At 43.6% G+C, this 17,385-nt stretch carries 12 protein-coding genes; 1 reads left to right on the top strand and 11 read right to left on the bottom strand.

Annotated features, from left to right (window positions below; genetic code table 11):
- Positions 1–218 precede the first annotated feature (218 nt).
- The 8 genes from AC4HAF_RS03205 to lacA form a co-directional block, all read right to left on the bottom strand.
- Positions 219–1,115 carry an aldose 1-epimerase family protein gene (locus tag AC4HAF_RS03205; protein WP_491096638.1) on the bottom strand — a complete coding sequence of 299 codons (897 nt, stop codon included), beginning with the start codon at positions 1,113–1,115 and terminating at the stop codon, positions 219–221.
- 184 nt (positions 1,116–1,299) lie between these two features.
- Positions 1,300–2,706 (bottom strand): 6-phospho-beta-galactosidase, encoded by a 1,407-nt coding sequence (gene lacG, locus AC4HAF_RS03200; protein ID WP_491096637.1) that lies wholly within the window; start codon positions 2,704–2,706, stop codon positions 1,300–1,302.
- Between the two features lie 11 nt (positions 2,707–2,717).
- On the bottom strand, positions 2,718–4,421 hold the full coding sequence (locus AC4HAF_RS03195) for a lactose-specific PTS transporter subunit EIIC (RefSeq protein WP_491096636.1): 1,704 nt from the start codon (positions 4,419–4,421) through the stop codon (positions 2,718–2,720).
- Positions 4,422–4,423: 2 nt separating this feature from the next.
- On the bottom strand, positions 4,424–4,738 hold the full coding sequence (lacF, locus tag AC4HAF_RS03190) for a PTS lactose transporter subunit IIA (RefSeq protein WP_491096635.1): 315 nt from the start codon (positions 4,736–4,738) through the stop codon (positions 4,424–4,426).
- 22 nt (positions 4,739–4,760) lie between these two features.
- Entirely contained in the window at positions 4,761–5,741 is a 981-nt protein-coding gene (gene lacD / locus AC4HAF_RS03185) for a tagatose-bisphosphate aldolase (RefSeq protein WP_491091331.1), read from the bottom strand.
- A 2-nt stretch (positions 5,742–5,743) separates the two neighbouring features.
- Positions 5,744–6,676, bottom strand: a complete 933-nt coding sequence (locus AC4HAF_RS03180) for a tagatose-6-phosphate kinase (RefSeq protein ID WP_491091332.1) — start codon at positions 6,674–6,676, stop codon at positions 5,744–5,746.
- A 14-nt stretch (positions 6,677–6,690) separates the two neighbouring features.
- On the bottom strand, positions 6,691–7,206 hold the full coding sequence (gene lacB, locus AC4HAF_RS03175; protein ID WP_027976734.1) for a galactose-6-phosphate isomerase subunit LacB: 516 nt from the start codon (positions 7,204–7,206) through the stop codon (positions 6,691–6,693).
- An 18-nt stretch (positions 7,207–7,224) separates the two neighbouring features.
- Positions 7,225–7,650, bottom strand: coding sequence for a galactose-6-phosphate isomerase subunit LacA (gene lacA, locus AC4HAF_RS03170; protein WP_491091333.1), 426 nt, complete (start codon positions 7,648–7,650; stop codon positions 7,225–7,227).
- Between the two features lie 259 nt (positions 7,651–7,909).
- On the opposite strand from lacA, the gene AC4HAF_RS03165 reads away from it, so the two are divergent.
- Positions 7,910–8,680: a DeoR/GlpR family DNA-binding transcription regulator gene (locus AC4HAF_RS03165; RefSeq protein ID WP_491096634.1), complete on the top strand. Its 771-nt coding sequence runs from the start codon at positions 7,910–7,912 to the stop codon at positions 8,678–8,680.
- Positions 8,681–8,868: 188 nt separating this feature from the next.
- Here AC4HAF_RS03165 and galE read toward each other — a convergent pair whose 3' ends face one another.
- The 3 genes from galE to rexB form a co-directional block, all read right to left on the bottom strand.
- On the bottom strand, positions 8,869–9,864 hold the full coding sequence (gene galE, locus AC4HAF_RS03160) for a UDP-glucose 4-epimerase GalE (RefSeq protein WP_491096633.1): 996 nt from the start codon (positions 9,862–9,864) through the stop codon (positions 8,869–8,871).
- Positions 9,865–10,365: 501 nt separating this feature from the next.
- Positions 10,366–13,998, bottom strand: a complete 3,633-nt coding sequence (gene addA, locus AC4HAF_RS03155; RefSeq protein WP_491096632.1) for a helicase-exonuclease AddAB subunit AddA — start codon at positions 13,996–13,998, stop codon at positions 10,366–10,368.
- A complete protein-coding gene (gene rexB / locus AC4HAF_RS03150; RefSeq protein WP_491096631.1) occupies positions 13,988–17,230 on the bottom strand; it encodes an ATP-dependent nuclease subunit B in 3,243 nt (1,080 codons plus the stop codon). Before rexB ends, addA begins: the two co-directional genes overlap by 11 nt.
- Positions 17,231–17,385 lie beyond the last annotated feature (155 nt).

Genomic DNA, 17,385 nt, shown 5'->3' with positions numbered 1-17,385 from the left:
AATTCGCTTCCTTTTTATTATAGTTTACAGCTATACCTTTCTCCGTAAAATACCAAATACTTATTTTCAAAAGGACCTAGTCTAGGATCAATAAGACCATTAAAAGAAAAGCAATCACTAAAAAATTCCGGGAAACTAAGCTTTTTTTCATTCAAACAAAACGAAGGCATCACTTTCGGAAAAAGAAAACCGAAACTGATACCTTCGTTTTTTTAGGATCAAAGAATGCTGATGTCAAAGTGTTTGCAAGCGGTCTGACCAGCTTTGACAATGCTGACCGAGCGTTTTTCTTCAAAAAGGTCGGATTCTTCAAGCGATGTTGACAGACCGCTCCAAGGTTCCAGCGCTATAAAGGGGCTTTTGTTGGCAGTTGACCAGAGGATCAAGTAAGGGAAATCCGCAAAATCCAGACGAATGCCCTTATTATGATTTTTAGAGCGCAGGGTGACACTTCTTGATCTTAATTCATCCAAAGTAATGGCATCATGCGCAAAAAGGGAGTAATCCAAATCAAGAAATTTTTGTTTTTCAAAAAAAGGTGTCCTATCTTGTAAATCCAACAGCCCTGTATCAGGAAAAGACTTCGGCACTGTACAGGTTTCCTCTTTTTCAAACTCCAGATAGTAGTCCTCATAGCAATCACCCTCTACAAGCGGGCAGTTAAAGCCGGGATGCCCGCCGATAAAGTAGGGCATGGTTTTTTCCTTTTCCTTATTCGTAATGTGATACTCTGTACGAATGGCTGAACCCTTCAAGCTATAGATGATTTTTAATTCAAACTGATAAGGGTACTGTGCCAGCATGTCCTCATCCGGCTCAATAGTAAAGGCAAGACTGTTTTCACTGAGCTGCTCCAAGGTAAAATTCTTCTTTCTTACCAATCCATGTCTGGGAATAAGACCGGTAAAATGTGCCTGTTTATCAGAATCATAAATAGCCCAGTCATTTCGCAAACTGCCGCAAATGGGAAAGAGCACCGGCGCCTGAGAGCTCCAGTATTGAGAGTCTCCCTGCCATAAATATTCCAAACCGTCTTTATCTTTGATAGAAGACAGGGCACCGCCAAATTCTTTAAACTGGACTGTAAGCTGTTCATTTTTTAGTTCGATTGTCATATTTATCCTCACTGTTTAGTCTTTAAAATAAAGCAAGAGCGCAGCCAAAGACTGCAGCTCTTGCTTATAAAGTCCTTTCGAAAATAGCAACGCTTTATCTTAGCTGATGATTCAACAGGCTGTGTGTTAATTACATAATAGAGTATTGTTAAGTTCTAGCAAACAAGAAAGTGCTGCAAAATCATCAGTCAATAGTGTGCGTTTCAGCTAATTTTTTATACCAGTAAGCACTCTTTTTCGGATAGCGCTCCTGCGTATCAAAGTCCACATAGAAGAGGCCGTAGCGTTTTTCATAGCCGTTTGACCAGGAGAAAACATCCATCAGGGACCAAATAAAGTAACCCTTAACATTGGCACCGTCAGCAATGGCATCGGAAATGACTTCCAAATGTTTCTTCACATAATCAATGCGGCCATCGTCGTAAACGGTATTATCCACAAACTCATCTTTGTAGCCGAGACCATTTTCAGTGATATAGATTTTCTTATAGTTAGGATAATCTCTTTTCACGCGCATGATTTGGTCGTACAGTCCTTGTGGATAGATGATCCAATCCCAATCTGTTTTTGGAATATTGGTTGGCGCTTCTCTGCGGCCGACACCCTTGATTTGGTACTTGGAGCTGCCTTTTTCACCTTTACCATTATGAATGATTTCCGTTTCGCCGTCAAAGGCGCGCATCCAGTCACTCATATAGTAGTTGATACCCAAGAAATCATTCAGGTCCTTAGCAGCTTTGAGCGCTGCAAAATCGTCATCGCGAAGATCCAGCTCCCCGCCATTGACAGCTAAGATATGGTTGACACCTTCCATGGTCTTATCAGAGTATTCGCCCAGATAGGTAGCATCAAGGATAAATTTATTATGGATGATATCCTCCAGCTCTGCGGCACGCACATCATCTGGGTTAGATGGATCGTAAGGATACTTGGTCGGCAGGGCGTGAACCACACCGATTTCACCGGAATAGCCGCCGTCTTTAAAGGCTTTCACCGCACGGGCATGAGAAACCATCATGTTATGGTGAGATTGGAAAACCTTGGCCAAGTCATACTTGATGCCCGGCGGGAATTTTCCTACCAGATACTGTCCATCGCCAATAGGACCGATTTCATTGAAGGTTGTCCAATAGTTGACCTCTGGAAATTCCTTAAAACAGAATTCTGCGTAATCCACAAAGTGGTCTATGTTTTCCCGATTGAGGAAGTCTCCTTTGGAATGGAGTGCCTCCGGCGTGTCAAAATGGTGCAGCGTTACAAATGGTTCAACATGGCGCTTGTGGCATTCGGCAAATAGTCTGTGATAGAAGTCTACCCCTTTAGGATTGACTTCCCCAAAGCCTGTCGGGAAAATCCGCGACCAGGCAATGGAGATGCGAATGCCGTTGACACCAAATTCTTCGGCCAATTTCAAATCGACAGGGTATTTGTGGTAAAAATCACTGGCAGGCTCTGCTGTGTACCAATAATTATCTTCCAGATACTTGTCCCAGGCAACAGGACCTTTTCCTTCGCCTTTGGTGACGCCTTCTGCCTGATAGGCAGCAGTTGCACCGCCGAAGATAAAATCGTTAGGTAATGTTTTAGTCATCTTGTGACCTCTCAATCTTTAAATTGCTCTTCAACAAAAGCCAAAGCTCCCTGACCGTCGCGGGTCAGCTGAATATATTGGGCTCCCTCAGTCTTAGCCAATTTAATACCCAGCTTGTCTGTTTCTGCTTTCATATCTTCATAGTTAGATGCCACTTGCGGTGCCAAAATAACCAATTGATACTGCGGCAGAATTTCGCGGTGAGCACCGTAGCTGCCAGCTGCTGCCTTGACAGGTGCTCCGTATTCGGCTGCTGCCTTATTGAGTGCATTTGCCAAGAGACCGCTGGTACCGCCGCCGGCACACAGAACCAAAACATTGGTCTGTTCAGTGATTGCGCTGTCCGTAGCTTCAGCAGCACCGGCATTTTCAAGAATAGCGTCTGCTTTTTTGGTATCAAAGTTAGCGGCAACTTTTTCTTTGAGAGAATCCGCTGCACTGCTGCCCTCAGCTTCTTCTGCTAAGATTTGTTCATCATAGACCTTGACAAACGGATAGTAAATAGCGATATCAACCACAATCAAGAGAGCGGCAAGGACAAAGGCCAATACGCCAAAGCCGGTTCCCATGACAATACCCAGCGGTCCCGGAGTTGTCCAAGGAAGGTTCACGCTGAAACTGTTCATTCCCAAAGTATCTACAAAGAATTTGAAAATCCAAACATTAACGATTGGCGTCAGAATAAACGGAATAAAGAAGACCGGGTTTAAAACAATAGGTGCGCCAAATAAGATCGGTTCATTAACACCAAAGAAGGTTGGAACAACAGACGCACGGCCGATAGCCTTATTGCGCTTCGATTTTGTCAGCCACATGAACATGAAAGGAACAACCAAGGTCGCACCTGTTCCGCCCATGGTAACGATAAACATTTGAGTTCCTGATGTAATGACCTTATCCGCATGCTGGCCTGCCTGAAGCAGATGATAGTTGGTTTCAACATTGGCATAGGTAATGGCTGCAATAGCCGGTTCCACGATAGAAGGACCGTGAATACCGACAAACCAAAACAGTGCATAGGCTCCAAAGATAATGGTAATTCCAAGATAACCGTCAGCAGCTGAAAACAGAGGCGCCAGCAAGGTTCCGATTGATTCTGCCACATTTACGCCAAGAAGCGCTTTGATTCCCAGCTGAATAGCATAAAGAATAATGATTGAAAAAGCAAATGGGAAGATATCCTTGAATACTTGAGAAATATTTGGCGGAACTTCTTCAGGCATGCGAATGGTTACATTATTTTTCACGCAGACCTTGTAAACATTAACAGTGATAAAGGCTGCAATGAAGGCTGTCAAGAGCCCCTTAGTTCCCATAAAGGCACTTAAGAAACCGCCCTCTTTGGCTGGGTTGGCCGCCATGATCAAGAATCCGGCCATTGATGCCAGCATGGTTGAGATAAAGTTAATCTGATTGGTATCATCTAACTGACGGTTCATGGAGTCTGTTAAAGACTTGGCCGTTGTACCGGCAACCAGAAAACCGATGATCCCCATTGTATAATTGTAGGGTGTCATTAAGCCGTTTTCAATATCTTTAGGCCAGGAAAATCCGAAGATATTCGGCACATAAGCAATCAGAAGAAAGATACTGGAAAACAGGATAACAGGCATCGCTGAAATGAAACCATCACGAATAGCGCGAAGATAAATATTGCGAGATACCTTTTCAAAGAAGGGTTTTCCTTTCTCAATCTGGGCAATTAATGCGTTCATATTTAGCTACCTCTCTTATACAGTTCAATTAAGTGCTTCATCAAATCTTTCAGCAAGATAGTTGTCATCAGATGATCCTGACCGTGCATCAGGGTGACACTCAGTTCAATCGCATCTCCCTGTGCTTCTTTTGTCAAAAGACTGGTCTGCGCTTTATGAGCATCCGTGATACAGTCCTCAGCTGCTGAAACAAGCTCATCAGCCTTAGCAAAATCTCCTGCCTGGGCTGCATTCAGGGCTTCAAGCAGCTTTGAGCGTGCATCGCCGGCATAGGCTACAATCTCAAACCCTAAAAGAGTCGCTTCTTCTCTGTTCATAGTGATTCTCCTTTTAAAAATATTAAACCTTTGTTTTCCACGATGTTGCTGTTTTTTGCAGCACTTTATTGAGCTCATCAATGTTTTGGAAGCCTGTTGTCCGCAGCCATTCACGCGCTGCAGACTGGCCTTTTTCAATATAGTCTTTAACACTGCCTGCCCAGGTAGCACGGCCGCAAAGAACTCCGTTAAAGTTTGCTCCTGATTCATGGGCAAAGACGAGGGTATCTTGGAATAATTTAGCCGATACGCCGGCACTCAGGTAAATGTAAGGAAGATTAGTTGCTTCATCCTGCTGTTTGAAGTAGGCTGCTGCTTCTTCCTTGCTGTAAAGAACTTCGCCGTCGCCAAATCCTTCAACATAATTCATGTTAACTGGAACTTCAACCTTAAGGACATCAATATTAAAGCGCGGATTTGAAAAGACTTTCATGGCTTCAATAACCTTGTGCGGCTTAACCTTAGCATAGTCAGGACTGGCTGCGTCTGCAATCTTTTCGTCATAAGCCAAAATTTCCAAGAAGAAAGGAATATCTTCTGCTACGCATTCAGAACCAATGCGTTCAATATAGGCTTGTTTTTGCTGATTGAGTTCAGCTGAGCTGTCCACATCATAGTAAAGCAAGAACTTAACAGCATCTGCGCCTTGTTCTTTCAGGCGTTTTGCAGACCAAACATCCAAGCAGTCGGGCAGCCGTTTAGTACTGGTTGTGTCATAGCCTGTTTTTTCATAGGCCAAGAGCAGGCCGGCATTTTTATCAAGAGCTTTGGTGGCAGGCAGACCGTATTCAGGATCAAGCAGCATTGAAGACGCGTAAGGAGTCAATTCCTGTGCAACCAAAACCTTTAATTCTTCCATTTGCTCCACAGTCGGCTCTTGTGTTTGATGCTGTGCCATCAAACGTTTCAAAGCTCCGCGCTGGTCAAAGGCAAGGGCTGAAATAATCCCCTTGTCATCGCTTAATTTTTCCATGTATTTGCGTTTTTGTTCTGTCAGTACCATCTTTAAACCTCTTTTACTTGAATTTGTTGATACAGCGTATCATAGTTGGCCATATTGACATGACCGGTCATTTTTTCCTGAGCATTCAGCATGCCAAGAACATTTGCTTTTTTCAGCAGGGCAGCGTCATCTTCGCTGTGTGCCAGCGCCGATGCTATTCCGGCTACAGTTGAGTCGCCAGATCCGACCGGATTGACAACCGCAATCTTGGGAATATCCACCTTGTAGAATTTATCCCCATGCTTAGCAAAAGCCCCGTTTGCTCCCAGAGAAACAATAATCCACTCAATTCCTTCAAATAAAGGATCAAGCAGGACTTCTTTCAGGCTGGCTGCATCTTCTGAAATATCTTTTCTTAATAACTGTGACAGCTCTTCGCTGTTAGGCTTGATAACAGTTGGTTTTTCTGAAGACCTAAGAACAGCCTCAAGTGCTGCTCCAGAGCAGTCAAGGACTGTTTTTTTACCATACAGATTTGCCAGTCCGACTAATTTTGCATAGTAGTCCTTTTCAAGACCTTCCGGCAGACTGCCGGAAAAAGTGATTACATCAAAAGATTTGACAAGCATTCTAAAATGATGCAGAAATCCTTCAGCTTCACTGGCATCAATTAAGGGACCGCTTTCAAGAATTTCCGTTTGCAGTCCTTCGTGCAGAATTGCGATGCAGTTTCGTGTTTCACCGTGAATAGGGAAAAACTGATGCCGGATGCCAGCCTGCGTCAGCTTTTCAGTCAGGTAATCACCCAACCTGCCGCCAATCAAGCCTGTCGCAATGACATCATCACCTGCTTCTGACAGCACACGTGTCACATTCAGACCCTTGCCGCCCGGCGTTTTAGTGACCTCAGAGACGCGATTGACAGTGTCCAGCTTTAGTTTATCCAGCGGATAAGAAACATCAATAGAAGGATTCATCGTTACGGTAAGAATCATGAAATAAACCTTTCTTAATCGTGATATTCTCCGCGATCCCATTTATCAAGGAATTCTTTAAAGAAATCAGGATCTGCTTGATCAGCATTTGAGGTTTCAATATGAGCGATTTTAGCAATCAGTTTTTTGTTTTCTTCAGTTTCTTTGTATTCTGCTTTGATGAAAGCTTCAATGATATCATTCATCAGAAGACCGCCGGTAATCTTGCCGCCAAAACCGATAACATTAGCATTGAGTTCTTCTTTGGCATAGAGAGCGGAAGTCATATCACGCACTAAAGCTGAGCGAACACCCGGTACTTTGTTAACAGCATTATTGATACCAACACCCGTACCGCAGATACAAATGCCAAGATCTGCCTGTCCGCTGACAACAGCTTCTCCGACTTTTTTCCCGAAAATAGGGTAGTGGGTGCGGACGTGGTCATAGGTTCCAAAGTCAAGTACTTCATAACCTTTTGATTTTAAAAATTCTGAGACAGCCATTTTTTCATCTGTCACAATGTGGTCACAGCCGATAGCGATTTTCATTTTTCTTCTCCTTCTTTTTTAGCACATCTTGTTAAGCATATCCACGCGGATTTGGTGACGTCCGCCGTCATAGTGGCCTTCAACAAATCCTTTGGCAATGTTTTTTGCCAATTCATCACCGACAATCTCGGCACCCATGGTAATGATACGCGCGTTATTGTGAGCGCGGGTCATGTAAGCAGAGCGTTCATCCGATACTTCTGCAGCTACCATACCTTTGATTTTAGTTGCGACCATAAAGGAACCGGCACCATAAGCATCAATGACAATACCCAGATTGTCCTCAGCTTTGTTAACTTCTGCTGCCACAGCCAAAGTTACATCAACGAAATCCTGCCCTTCTGCACTGACATCCACAATGTCAAAGTCTCTTGCCAGCAGATAATCTTTGACAACATCTTTAAGTCTTTCTCCTGCCTTATCGGCACCAAGTACAATTGCCATTTTTCTTCTCCTTTGTTTGTTTTTGTTTGTTACAAGATAATAATAAACTAAAGCAAACATTTTGTCAAGAAAAAATTGAATATTTTTGTTTATTTTAAAAAATACCGATAAACACCGATTTATCAATAACTTTCTGTAATATTCAATTATTTTTAGAAGATTTCTAGGATTTAAAATTGTTCTTTTTTGTTTATAATTGTGATATTTTTCTATCTTTATGCTATAATATCATCAAAAGAACACTGCGTAGGAGATTTATATGATCAAAAAAGAGAGATTAAATTGGATATTAGAACAATTAAAACATCAAACCATTATTACCGTAAATGACATCATCAAAGAACTCGGAGTTTCTGATATGACCGTACGGCGCGATTTGGCGGAACTCGAAAAAGAGAACCAGCTGATCCGGGTGCACGGCGGTGCTCAAAGCATCAACCTCTTAAATAAACCCGAAAAATCAAATATTGAAAAACACTCTGAACAGGTCAGCGAGAAAAAAGAAATCGCTGCTTTTACTGCTCAGCGTGTCCAAGATGGGGAAACGATCTTCATCGGTCCCGGGACAACGCTGGAATACTTTGCTCAGGAATTGGTCCAGCGCAACCTGCGCATTATCACTAACAGCCTGCCGGTATTTGATATTTTAAAAGAGAGCCCAAATATTGATCTCCTTCTTATTGGCGGAGAATACCGTCCTGTTACCGGGGCTTTTGTTGGATCTTTAGCCAGCAGCAATATCGCTTCGCTGACTTTTTCCAAAGCCTTCATCAGTGCCAATGCTGTCTATAAAGATTCGGTAGCCACCTACAGTGAATCCGAAGGCACCATTCAGGAACTCGCCTTGGATAAAGCGCTGGAAAAATATCTCTTAGTCGATAATAAAAAATTTGACTCCTATGATTTCTTCGTTTTTTATAAAACCAGTGATTTTGACTATGTCGTAACAGATTCTAAACTATCAGCCGACAAACAGGCTCTTTACAGTCAATTTAGCAAAATTCTCAAAGCAGACGCAGATGCTCAGTAGTATGTCTGACAGCATTCTGCAGATGGACTGACCCAAAGTTCATCACCCAAAAGAAAGATAAAAGCGCAAAATAAAAGAAGAGTAAGGTTAGTAATCTTACTCTTCTTGTTTTTTCTTGATTGTTAAAGGCAGCTGCTGCTTCAATCAAACACTTTGCTGCCTCTCATTTCTTTTTGTTGAAAATTGATTTAGTCTTCATATCCTCTTGGATGACTGGAGTGCCAAGCCCAAGCGGTTTCTATAATTTTTTCAATATCATCAAACTGCGGTTTCCAGCCTAAAATCTCACGCGCCTTTTCTGAACTTGCGACCAGCGTATCCGGATCTCCGGGGCGGCGGTCTGCCTTCTCAGCCGGAATGTCCTTGCCGGTGACCTTGCGGGCTGCTTCTAAAATTTGCAGATTTGAAAATCCTGTTGACGAGCCAAGATTAAAGGCTGTTGAGTCATTGCCCTCACGCAGGTACTGAACAGCAAGCAAGTGCGCATCCGCCAAATCAAAGGGGTGCACATAGTCCCGAACGTTTGTTCCGTCCGGTGTGTCATAATCATCACCGAAAATCATAATCTTCTCACGGGTGCCTTGAGCTACCTGCAGCACAATCGGCAAAAGATGGGTCTCAGGACCGTGATCCTCACCAATTGAACCGTCCGGTTTGGCACCGGCTACATTGAAATAGCGAAGCGGAACAAACTTAATGCCGTAAGCCTGATCAGACCATTTCATAATAGTTTCCATCATCAGCTTGCTTTCGCCGTAAGGATTGATAGGGCGCTGCGGTGCCGTTTCTTTAATAGGAATCTCATCAGGAATACCGTAAGTTGCGGCGGTTGATGAAAAGACAATAGACTTAACATCAAATTCATTCATGACTTCTAAAAGCTTAATCATGCCAGCAGTATTGTTATCAAAATACTTGAGCGGATTTTCCATAGACTCGGCCACAAGCGAATAAGCCGCAAAGTGAATCACCGCATCTATATCAGGATTTTCTGTGAAAACCTGACGCATAAAGTCTTGATCCGTCAAGTCTCCCTGATAAAATATTGCGTCCGGGTGAACCGCTGCGCGGTGACCGGTCACCAGACTGTCAACGACAACAACCTTTTCTTTGCCCTCTTCTGCCAAACGATCTACCATGTGAGAGCCGATATAGCCGGCTCCTCCTAAAACTAAAATTGCCATAAATAAGATACCGAGCCCGTAAACGACAAAGCAAAAATAAGAGTCAATCAGCATCTTTTAAACTGCAAAATGACCTGACTTAATTTTGGACAGCCACCGGGACGGGAGCTAACTCTGATAACACAGTATCAGAATTAGCTGTCTTCCTTTCTTTATCATACTAAGGGTTGCTGAGAAAACGGCAGAAGCTGAACCAGCGCAAAAACTCAGTCTCTCAAGCAATCTGCCCTGAGACTGAACTTTTTAACTGAGTTCAAATCCGCTAAATCCGTAATCTCTTTCTGGATTTTTACAAAATGCAACCGCCATGCAAAACCGAAAAGTTCTTAAAACTGCGAGAACTCTTAATGCTTCAGTCTGCGATTTCATTATACTGGTTTAGCAGGTATTTTTCAACTGCTGCCGCTTAGCCTTTAGTCTTGGCGGCAGCACAGCCAAACCTATAACTTCGCTAAAGCCGATAGGTTCTGTTTTTATCTGCATCAAAAGTATTCAGCAGTATTACACCGCTACAACTTCCAGTTGCTCACCGCCCAGCAAAATCAAGTATTTTTCAACGGTTGAAATCCCATAGGATTTGCTCAGAGCCTGAGCATACAGAGCCATCTGACCTTGGTAGCGCTGTTTAATGGTCTGGCTGTCGGTAAATTTATCAGTCTTATAATCAAAGAGAATGATGCGATCCTCAAAAAGAATATAACCGTCAATAATACCGCGGACAACGAAGTTTTCCCCGCTTTCAGGGTCTTTTTTCAGCATGGCAAAAGGTGCTTCACGGCGAACTTTGTCAGCATTTTTCTGGATCAGTTTTCCTAAATCGGTTGTCTGAAAGAAAGCCAGAATCTTGTCTGTCCGAATAGCTTTCTTAACTTTGTCATCAGCCGGAAGATCTCCTAAGGCCTGTAAAATATCATTCATGCTGACCTCTTCGCTCAGGTGCAGACGCTGCATCAATTCGTGCAGGCTGGATCCGACAGCAGAAGGCTCAGCCGCTTTTTTCTCAGAAAAATCAGGAAGTTTAAAGGTTGGTTTGGCAGCAGGGCTCTTTTCCATAATCTCAACGCCCTCTGTATCCATAACAGGTTCATAGAATTTCTTGACCTGACTGGGTGTGCGAACAGTCGGCAAAGAGATGGCTGCCTGATAGTCCTTATTGAGCTTTTCAACCGCCTCCAGCATATCTAAGGCACGCGCAATATCTTCAGACTGGCGGTTATCCTTAAGGTCATCAGGATTATAGGAACGTTCCCGTTTAATGCTGCCAATTTTATCTTCGGTCAGATCTTCATCGGTCACAAAAGTTGTCTTAAAATGTAGGTTTTCACTGCTGTAGGCTTGTTCGATAGCCAAAAGCCAATCCTGAAAGGTCATATAACGTTCGCGCTCAGCTGCCGGCAGGTGATTGTTTTCTGATTTTCCGCTGTATTTATCCGCCAGTTTTTCCGCACTGCCTTTTCCAATCAGGTACAGCCTTTTTTCAGCCCGCGTCATGGCGACATAGAGAAGCCTCATCTGCTCTGATAAGGTAGCTAAGCGCAATTCACGTTTGTTAAGCTGATAGGGCAGCGTGGGCATACTGATTTTGACAGCAGGCAGCAGTTTTTCCTGCAGCTCTTCTTTCATGTCAGCCAAATACTTGATTCCGACACCATTTCGGCGGGATAAAATGAGCGGCGAGGTCATATCCTGAATACTGAACTTCTTGTCAATATTAAGAATAAAGACATACTTGAACTCCAAACCCTTGCTCTTATGGATGGTCATGAGCCTAACAGCGTTTTTAGGGAGAGCGACCTCAACATCAGCTAAATCATTCTGACTGTCTAAAATACGGTCAATCATCCGAATAAAGCGTGACAGACCCTTAAATCCGGTCCGCTCGAAATTGTTGGCACGCAGAGCCAGCGCATAGAGATTGGCCTGACGCTGTTCTGCTCTCGGCAGACGCCCTACATAATCATAGTAAAATCTTTCATTATAAATTTTCCAAATCAAATCATGCAGCGAATGCAGTCTGGCAAAATGGCGCCAGCTGTCAAAGACATCTAAGAAATCCTGCAGTTTGGCAGCTAAATCCGATGTGATAAGCTCCGGGTGCTGACCTTCTTTATTTTTAGCATTCTGCAGTTTTTCATAGAGATTCTCCTTCTGACTGGCTAATGTCTTTTGCAGCGCTAAGCGCGTCAGCTCATCTTCATCAAAGGCAAACATGGGCGAGCGCAATAGAGCCGTTAAAGCATAGTCATTGAGCGGATTGTCAATCGAACGTAAGGTATCCAGCATAACCATAATCTCAACTGATTTGAGATAATTTTGCTCACCGCCGTCTGTTACCAGAGGAATCCCGTATTGGTCAAAGGTCTGTATAATACCGTCATTGCGGGTTCTTGAAGCAACCAGCAGAGTAATATCTTCAAAAGGCACGTTTTCTGCATTGTGCAGACGGATAATTTCCTTGGCCACTAATTTAACTTCAGCAGGACTGATTTGACTGCTGTCATCATCAGGCAGGGCCTCATCATTTTCATCTGTATCGTACAGCAAAACTTGAGTTTCATTTTCCGGATGCGCTTCCTTTTGGCGGTCGCTTCCCGCCAGCAGACAGTGGCTGTCATCGTAGACAATCTCACCGACTGCTTCATCCATCAGGTGACGAAAAACACTGTTTGCTGTTTCTAAAACTTCTGACTGGCTGCGGAAATTTTCCTTAAGCAAAATCAACTTGCCGTGTTCGGGATGTTCCTGAAAATCTTTAAATTTCTCATTAAAAATCTGCGGATCTGCCTGACGGAAACGGTAAATCGACTGCTTAATATCTCCTACCATAAAACGATTATGCCCATTGGATAAAAGCTCAAGCATCCGTTCTTGTGTGTGGTTGTTATCCTGATATTCATCCACCATGATTTCATGGTACTTATTTTGGTAGAGCTGTCTGATATCGGGATTTTCTTCTAAAATAGCAATAGCAAAATGCGCAATATCAGAAAATTCAAAAGCATTTTCCTGTACTTTAGCCTGCAGGTACTGGTCGGAAAAATCCAGAACAAACTGCTGCAGAACTTTTAACAAAGGCAGACTCTCTCCTTGGTAGGCAAAGATCGTCTCTAAATGCTTCAAGTCAGCCAAGCGGCTCTGCAGAGCCTTGAAAACAGGGTATTTGACCTTAGCAACTGTGACGCTGTCCCCGGACGGAATAAGCTCGGCAATATCACCGGCCAGCTTACTAAGACCGTCACGGCCGTAGAGCGCTTCAAAATGCCAAGCCCAATCCTGCAGCTTGTCAATCATATTGAGATGCTTTTTATAGTTGGCTGTCGGAGTACCCTTGCCAGTGAGCTGCTTATAGTCTTCCAAATCGGTTACATCACGCAAAGCCTTGGCAGTGTCTTCCATGCTTGTCAGAAATGCGGCAACTTCCTGTTCTGGAATAGCTGAAAAGTCTGTATAAGTCTCAGCCCCCTTTAAAAAACTGTCTGTCAGCCAGCTTCTAGGATTGTCTGTTGCCTGACTGAAGTCGTAAATCTTATAAACCAATTGTTTGAAAGGATCTGAATCCTTACGGCTGCCGGCAAAATTTTTGACCAGCTTGATAAAAACAGACCTGTTTTCAGAGCGCATATAATCCGCAAAAAGATCTGCAAAAACCTCATTTTTCAGAAGATCCTGCTCACTTTTGTCCTGCATAATCCGAAAGCTGGGCGAGAGTCCCAGCGTATAGCCGTATTGATTGACCAATTTTTGTGTAAAAGCATCCATCGTGCCAATATCAGCCGTCTGAACGCCGGCCAGCTCCTCAGCCAAAAACTGCTTGAGCTCCGGCTTTGTTTGTCTTTGCAGCTGCTCAGTCAGCTTTTTTTCCAAACGCTCTTTTAACTCTCCCGCCGCCTTGACGGTAAAGGTTGAGATAAAGAGCTGATCAATTTTCACGCCGCGCAGGATCTTATCCATGATCCGTTCAATCATGACAAAGGTCTTTCCGGAACCTGCCGAAGCAGAAACTAGAATGTTATTGCCATGGCTGTAGATCGCTTCAATCTGTTCGGGGGTGCGTTTTTGCGCCTTGTCAGATCCGGCCTCCTCAAGCTGCAGGGAGGCGATCTCTTGGGCACTTAAAAAGTTTTTAAAGGTCATTGTTTTCCTCCTTTTGCTTGTCCTCAATAAGCTGCAGGAAGCCCTGACGTTTTTCCTTGCGCGGCAGCTGAGAGAGCTTGCGAGCATAAGGCATGTGGCGATCCGCTTCAAAGTGTGTAATCGCTTTAAGCTGCTCTCCCTGCACCGATTTGCCGTCCTCAGTATAAGGATTAATCAGGAAATAGCCGCTTCGAATTTGCTGGGCGGCTTTTTGGTACAGCCTGCGGTTATAAGCCAGCAAAAGATTAATTTCTTCCTGACTGTAGACTGAGTCGTTCAAATGATATTTGCCATCAGCTAGATAAGCTTTTTCTTCATCCAAGAAAAGCCCTCTGTAAGTCAGTTCTTTATGGATGGCTTCAGGAATCTTATCCAAGGATTTGACATTGCTTAAATCTAACTTTGGCTCTTGCATGTGCAGATACATGGCTCCGAAAATCTTTTTGTTATCCGGCAATTTCCTTTTGTTTTTGACAGCCTCCATATACGTCAGCAGCTGCGGACTGAGACCGTTGTAAAATTTCTGGATATCAAAGGTATTTCGGCTGGATTTATAATCGACAATCCCCAGACTGCCGTCAGACAGCCGGTCAATACGGTCGATAAATCCGCGAATTTTCACGGCATTTCCCAGCATGAGCTCAAACGCCTCTTCTTCGCTTTCCACCTGAATTTGGGCATCATCACGCAAAATGCTGGCTGTGCTTCTGGCAATGTCTTCTAAAACATCTAAAGAATAGCGGCTTTCCTCGTCTTCCTCATAAAGGATCTTAAAGCTGTTTTCCTGATTGGCCTTGGCAATAGCCTGATTTAGCCTGCTGTCAAAATCAGAAGCCGCCGTATCCTGCATCACCAATTCAAAAATACGGTGCAGATAAGTTCCGTGGTTCCTGGCATCCGGATGAATGGTCTCTATCTCCTGCAAGTCAAGGACATACTGCAGAAAATAAAGGTATTGATTGTTGTAAAAGGCAGTTAAGGCAGATGATGACAGATTCAGCGGCTTATCTTCCGGAAAGCGGGCCTTTATAACCGAAGGAGCAAGCGGCTTGGTCTGCATGCTGTCGTTAATCTCAGGAAGGACAATTCCCTGTTTATTAAGTTTCTTGCGCAGGTAGCGCACAGCCACCGACCAAAAAGTTTGCTCTTCCTTAGACATTTCCTGGTCAATGGAAGTGCGTTCCAGCTCAATCACACGCGACAGGAGCGCTTTATAATTGCCAATGTCTTCCGGATCACTCAGCTGCAGGCTCCGTCCCTTTTCCACTACCGGCACGCCAATTTCTGCTAATTCCAGTAAATAAGATGAAGTAGTGTCTTCTGCTTCATTTAAAATCTGCGGCAGGCTGAGAGTTAATTCCTCAGTCGCAGCATTAAAGAGCGATAAGGCTGCAAAGTGATTTTTTTTGAGATTTTCGCTGCTGACGATATCAAAGCGGCGGTTATCCGGTGTTACTTCATTGATGCGTGAACGCTCCTCATCCGAAATCAGGCTTTTGTTTTGGACAATTTTAGGAAAATTGGACTGTGTCATACCCATGGCAAAAACAATTTTATTGGTATGCGGCTCCACCAAATCATAAGCTTTGACTGTTACCACATCAACTGCTGCGGGAACTGTACGGTAATCAGCTGCCAGCATGCTGGCTCGAAGCAAGGACAAAAACTCATCCAGCGTCAGCTTCTCACCGCCAAAAATACTCTGAAACTGCTCCAAAATAGCGGTAAAAGTTTTCCAGACCTGCTCGTGCTTTTCCTGCTCTGTTTCCTCACTATCTGCAGTCAGCAGCGCAAAATTTTCCGGCAGATAAATGGCCTCTAAAAAACCGATTAATTTTTTCAAAAGACTTTTGCCTGACTGCTTTTGCGCCTTAACCAGCTGCTGCAAGGGAGCCATAAGCTCAGAGCGCCAGTCATTTAGCTGTTTCAAATCAAACTGTCCCAGCTTATCTAGCGTAAAATCCTTAAAAAACTTGCTTTGCCCCTTGAGGTCCGCATAAATAATATACTGTTCCAGTTTATCCAGCTGTTCCTGCTGCAAGCGGCCGTATAAACCTGACTTAAGCAAATTCATGACGTCCTCGGCACGAAAATTGTAGCGCTTTACCCGTTCCAGACTATCGACAAAATGCACCAACGGGTGAGAACTCATGGATTCAGCCCGGCCGAAATAATAAGGAATCTCATACTTATCAAAAATTTTTCCCACCTGCAGCTGATAAGCATCTGTATCACCCAGCAAAACTAAGATATCCTTGTAGCGGTAGCCCTGATAGAGCTTCCTGCGTATTGCTCTGGCGACATGCTCTACTTCTTCTTTTTGGTTGATAACATCCCAAATAGCAATATGCTCTTTATCGTCCTCTGTCAGCATACGCCCATCAGCAGAAAAATCATGACGGCTCTCAAAGATACGTGAAAGATTTGAGAAAACCTGCAGTCCCTTTTGTTTTGAGCGGACATATTCCGGCTTTGTTTGGAATTTAGCAGCCAGACCCCGCATAAAATCCAGACTGGCCTGATAAACATTGCCGTTTGAAAATGCTGCACGGTAAGCCTTTTGGCTGATGTAAGTCCCGATGGTAACAGCCACGCCCTTTTCATGCAAGAGCTTAATCAGATTTTCTTCTTCAGCAGAAAAACGCGTAAAACCGTCCACAATAATCAGCAAGTCTTTAAGCTCACTGTCCAAATGGCCCGATTTAAGCTGCTGGGCAAAAAAGGCTGTTTTACTCTGAGTGTCAAAATTGCCAGCCATTAAAATAGCTTCAGCCTTGTTAAAAATCTTAATCAGATCTTCTTGCTTTTCCGGAGAATTAAGTTCTGTCAATTCCAAAACGGTCATATTTGAAGCCTTGAGCTCCTTATACAAATCCACCAATTGACTGATAAAATTTGTGTCCTGTTTCAAACGGCCAAACACGCGCAGATCCTGTTCAGAAAAGCTGGCCAATGCCCGATAAAAAATCATAGCCAAACCATTGTCATCAATGACCTCTCTTTGATGAGGTTCATTTAAAACAAAATAGCGGGCCATCTGCGCAAAACGCGTAACGGTAATGGCAAAAGAAGCCTCCTCAGGCAGGGCTTCCAAAACCGCTCGCTCTTTTTCAAAAGACAAAGAGCTGGGAGCAATGTAAAAAACACGCTTGCCCTCTTTAGCAGCCTGTCTGGCCTCAGCCGCCAAAATCTCTGTCATATCGTATTGAATGTCGGTGTAGAGTAATTTCATAGGACTCCTTTGCTGCAGTTAATGCTACTGCTTTTATTATACCAAATTTAAAAGCAAAGCTTTTAATCAAGTCTTATTTTCCCTTTTAATACTATAAATTTAATGGAAAAGATAGCTTTTTCTGCCGAAAATCATTTATAATAGAAGTATTAAAA

The sequence above is a fragment of the Streptococcus sp. ELY_90 genome, from assembly GCF_058314475.1.
The sequence above is the reverse complement of the archived record's forward strand: the minus strand, read 5'-3'. Positions and strand labels throughout refer to the sequence as shown.

Coding starts and splice junctions, on each gene's coding strand:
- lacA (WP_491091333.1), bottom strand. CDS start 7,650: ATGGCAATTGTACTTGGTGCCGATAAGGCAGGAGAAAGACTTAAAGAT.
- AC4HAF_RS03165 (WP_491096634.1), top strand. CDS start 7,910: ATGATCAAAAAAGAGAGATTAAATTGGATATTAGAACAATTAAAACAT.
- lacD (WP_491091331.1), bottom strand. CDS start 5,741: ATGGTACTGACAGAACAAAAACGCAAATACATGGAAAAATTAAGCGAT.
- galE (WP_491096633.1), bottom strand. CDS start 9,864: ATGGCAATTTTAGTTTTAGGAGGAGCCGGCTATATCGGCTCTCACATG.
- lacG (WP_491096637.1), bottom strand. CDS start 2,706: ATGACTAAAACATTACCTAACGATTTTATCTTCGGCGGTGCAACTGCT.
- AC4HAF_RS03195 (WP_491096636.1), bottom strand. CDS start 4,421: ATGAACGCATTAATTGCCCAGATTGAGAAAGGAAAACCCTTCTTTGAA.
- lacF (WP_491096635.1), bottom strand. CDS start 4,738: ATGAACAGAGAAGAAGCGACTCTTTTAGGGTTTGAGATTGTAGCCTAT.
- rexB (WP_491096631.1), bottom strand. CDS start 17,230: ATGAAATTACTCTACACCGACATTCAATACGATATGACAGAGATTTTG.
- lacB (WP_027976734.1), bottom strand. CDS start 7,206: ATGAAAATCGCTATCGGCTGTGACCACATTGTGACAGATGAAAAAATG.
- AC4HAF_RS03180 (WP_491091332.1), bottom strand. CDS start 6,676: ATGATTCTTACCGTAACGATGAATCCTTCTATTGATGTTTCTTATCCG.
- addA (WP_491096632.1), bottom strand. CDS start 13,998: ATGACCTTTAAAAACTTTTTAAGTGCCCAAGAGATCGCCTCCCTGCAG.
- AC4HAF_RS03205 (WP_491096638.1), bottom strand. CDS start 1,115: ATGACAATCGAACTAAAAAATGAACAGCTTACAGTCCAGTTTAAAGAA.